Source organism: Bradyrhizobium sp. 62 (genome assembly GCF_023073035.1).
GTDB lineage: Bacteria > Pseudomonadota > Alphaproteobacteria > Rhizobiales > Xanthobacteraceae > Bradyrhizobium.
In genome coordinates this window covers 117,570-120,913 of the sequence record NZ_JADPIT010000009.1, presented here as the reverse complement: position 1 = coordinate 120,913, position 3,344 = coordinate 117,570, and the positions used below count along the sequence as shown (strand labels likewise).

The following is a 3,344-nucleotide window of genomic DNA, read 5'->3' as shown; positions in this document are numbered from 1 at the left end:
AGGCAACGGTGCGCTTCATCGTTTTAGCAAACGGGTTGTCTCGGCAGGCATCGAGGATCACAAGCCTTAGCTGCTTGGCAGGCTCGACGGTCACCAGCAAGCGGTCGAGCTGCAATGCCTCGTCATAGACGTCGGTGTCAGTTTCCAGAACCGCATCGGTCGGAATGAGATAGTTGTTTCCGTCCAGTTCAATGCCATGACCAGCGTAGTAGATGACGGCGACATCGGCCTCGCGCGTACGCCCGCCGAACTCACGTAGCGCCTTGCGCATCTCGACGATGCTCAAATCGAGCCTGACATCGACGGTGTCGAACCCGGCTTTCTTGAACATGCCTCCGACGAGCGTGGCATCGTTTGCCGGGTTGCTCAGCCTGGCGACGCTCTTGTAAGCAGAATTCCCGATCACCAGCGCGACGCGGCGCTCGGCTTGGGCTGAGCTGCAGGTCAGCAATACACAAAAGCATAATGAAAACCAGCCAAGCGCGCCCATCACAGCTCCGGATACCATATGCGCAGGGTATGCGGGGGCTGCGGAAACGCAAGCTTCGACTCAGTGACATTAGTCACACTACGCCGTGCGTCTGATCAAAGGCATTATGGGGCTGCGGCACTGAAAGTCCGCTTCGGGTCTTGGTCGTGTAAAAACGCTGTTGCATGACGCGGACCAGCGCGGTTGAGCTCAGGCTATCGCGGTCCGATCAATTTGGGCAAGTTTTACGGCCGCTCGACCAGAACTCATCCTGAGGCAATGTCGGGGCTCTTTTACGCGCCCCATGAACCGCAACGGCCGCGCGGCAACGCCCGTATCACGCCCTCACCGCCGCCAGCAGCGGTTTCATCCCGACGATGTTCAGCACGCGTGTCAGATTGTAGCCGAGCACGCACAGCGCCATCTCGGTCGCAACTTTCGGCAGCGTCACGCACAAGAAGTGCGTCGCGCCCATGCGCATCTTCAGTGTGCCGAACGGATGCTCGACGGTCTCGCGGCGTGTGCGCATGGCGTTTGGATTCTTGTCGAGCCGCGCCTGAGCGCGTTCGAGAACGTCCTCGTGCACCCATCGCTTGATACGGCGTTGTGGGCTCGGCGTGCACTTCGATTTGAGTGGACAGGTTTTGCAGGCGTTCGTCCAATAGTTGCGCAGCTTCTGGCCGTCTTCGTCGTTGGTATAATAATATTTGAGTTTCTCACCGGCAGGGCAGCGATAAACATCCTCATTTGGCAGATAAGCAAAGTCCTGTTTGCCGAAGCGTCCCGAAGCCTTCGCACCCGATGTCATCGGCTTGGGCAAAGTCACCGTGATGCCAGATTGCTCGCACGCCACGATTTCTTCACCCTTGAAGTAGCCGCGATCGGCGACAACATCGAGCGTGTCGGCCTCAAGAACGGCTTTGGCTTGCCGGGCTATGTTTGCAAGTTGCGACCGGTCTGAGCCGCTTGTTGTCACCTCGTGCGCGACGATCAGATGGTTTTCTGTATCGACCGCCGTCTGCACGTTGTAGCCGACGACGCCAGAACCACGGCCGCTCGTGGCCATCGAACGGCTGTCGGGATCAGTGAACGATATCTGCTGATCGGGCGACGCCAGAACCTGTTTTTCAATCGCTGCGAGTTTCGCCATTTCAACGGTCAGATTTTTCAGCCGTTCTTTGATCCGCGTCTTTTTTAACTCCAGTGTTTCCGACGGCTCCTGCCGGTCGGCGGTATCGAGCTGAGCGAGATAGCGCGCAACACTCTCCTCCAATTGCGTGCGCCGCCGCTCGACTTTGCCGCGCGTGAAGTTCTTATCGCGATTATTGACTGCTTTGAATTTGCTGCCGTCGATCGCAACGCTGGCTGTCGCGAGCAAGCCCATCTTGCGGCACACCTCGACGAAGCGCGCGCAGACCTTTTTGATGCCGGGACCATTGTCCTTACGGAAATCGGCAATCGTTTTGTGATCAGGCGCAAGCCTGGCGAGCAGCCACATCACTTCGACGTTGCGGCCAGCTTCACGCTCAAGCCGGCGGCTCGAATGGACACGGTTGAGATAACCGTAAATGTAGAGCCCTAAGAGCGCGGCCGGATGATACGACGGCCTACCTGTGCCGGCAGGCTCAACGCCACCGAACCCAAGTTCAGCCAGATCGAGGGCTGCAACGAAGGCGTCGATCACGCGAACCGGATTGTCATCTGCAACCCAGTCGTCCAGGCATTCCGGCAACAAAGTAGATTGCCCGCGATCAGCTCCTTGAACGAAACGAGCCATGCCAGCCCCCGCCGATTCAGTGCGGGAATCATAGCAGGCACGGCGTTTTCACACAGCCAGGGTCACTTGCCGCCGATCACGGCTGAGGTTGGAGACGTCCGCTTGGTGTCGCTAAGCCGACGTTATGACTACACGACCTAGCTCCGCGGCTTCGGTCGTGGCGTTCCGGCTGGGTTCCTCAACAGCGGGCGCATGACGACAACGCTGGTGAGGCTGTTTTCAAATCCGGGCGGCAGCGGCATCTCGTCGGGTGCGGCATCGTTGCAAGCCGGGGAGGGGTCGCCGGCGCCGCCGCAGCCGCGGGCCTTTGGGCCGTCCCAGGGGCGGTCGGCATGGTTCTCGCAAACCCAGTGGGTATCGCCACATTGGGAGCATGCCACGTCCGGTCCTCCGTTAATCGCCGCTGGCTCTTCCTCGATCTCCTCGCCATGCAAATGGTCAAGCACGCTGCCCAGGTCGCACATGTCCAACATCTTGCCGCAGATCGTGCAGCGGATGAAGTGGTCCGTCTCGCTTTGCGGGGCAGGGCCTTGCGGCTTGCCCTCTCGGAACATCACGTGGCGCCCTTTAGCGGCAGCTCGAGCTGTGCGTCAAAGCGCCTGGTCGCATTGGCACTGATGAAGCCCTGGAGAGCGGCCGAGACATCGTCATCGTTCTCGGCTGTGCGCTGGGCCAGGGCATCGGCGATATCGGAGGTGGCGTCGCGCGACCATCCTTCGCTCGCGTTGAAGCACACGATCCGGACCGGACAGATATTCTGGCCGGAAAGCAGGCCTTGCAGCACCGTTTCAAGATCGGTGCCTGTTCGTCCGTCTCGCGCCAGGCGCAGCCGGCCCGCGCGCCGAAGTCTTCAAGAACAATGTAGATGTCGCGGTCGAGATGGTCGGCCGGAACAATTGAGGGCGAGGAACGCATACACTTACTCCACCAAAAGAACCCGGACTCAATTTGAGGAGGGCATATTCGTTCCGGAACGCTGCACCTCTCGCGCGATTAGCAGACGAGAGGAGAACGGTGTGTCGGAAGCGGACCGGTTTAAGAGCAGGGCGGAGCAATGCCGGCGGCTGGCTACAGAGGCGGACAACGACGGCGACAAAA

At 59.7% G+C, this 3,344-nt stretch carries 3 protein-coding genes and 1 pseudogene; all 4 read right to left on the bottom strand.

Annotated features, from left to right (window positions below; all coding sequences use genetic code 11):
- A partial coding sequence (locus IVB47_RS04140; protein WP_247460023.1) for a caspase family protein occupies positions 1 to 490 on the bottom strand: 490 nt, incomplete at its 3' end.
- Between the two features lie 316 nt (positions 491 to 806).
- Positions 807 to 2,246, bottom strand: a complete 1,440-nt coding sequence (locus IVB47_RS04135) for an IS1182 family transposase (protein ID WP_247460021.1) — start codon at positions 2,244 to 2,246, stop codon at positions 807 to 809.
- Between the two features lie 137 nt (positions 2,247 to 2,383).
- Entirely contained in the window at positions 2,384 to 2,800 is a 417-nt protein-coding gene (locus IVB47_RS04130; RefSeq protein WP_247460019.1) for a hypothetical protein, read from the bottom strand.
- Positions 2,800 to 3,161, bottom strand: a pseudogene (locus IVB47_RS04125) (hypothetical protein). Before IVB47_RS04125 ends, IVB47_RS04130 begins: the two are co-directional and overlap by 1 nt.
- Positions 3,162 to 3,344 lie beyond the last annotated feature (183 nt).

Coding starts and splice junctions, on each gene's coding strand:
- IVB47_RS04135 (WP_247460021.1), bottom strand. CDS start 2,246: ATGGCTCGTTTCGTTCAAGGAGCTGATCGCGGGCAATCTACTTTGTTG.
- IVB47_RS04130 (WP_247460019.1), bottom strand. CDS start 2,800: ATGTTCCGAGAGGGCAAGCCGCAAGGCCCTGCCCCGCAAAGCGAGACG.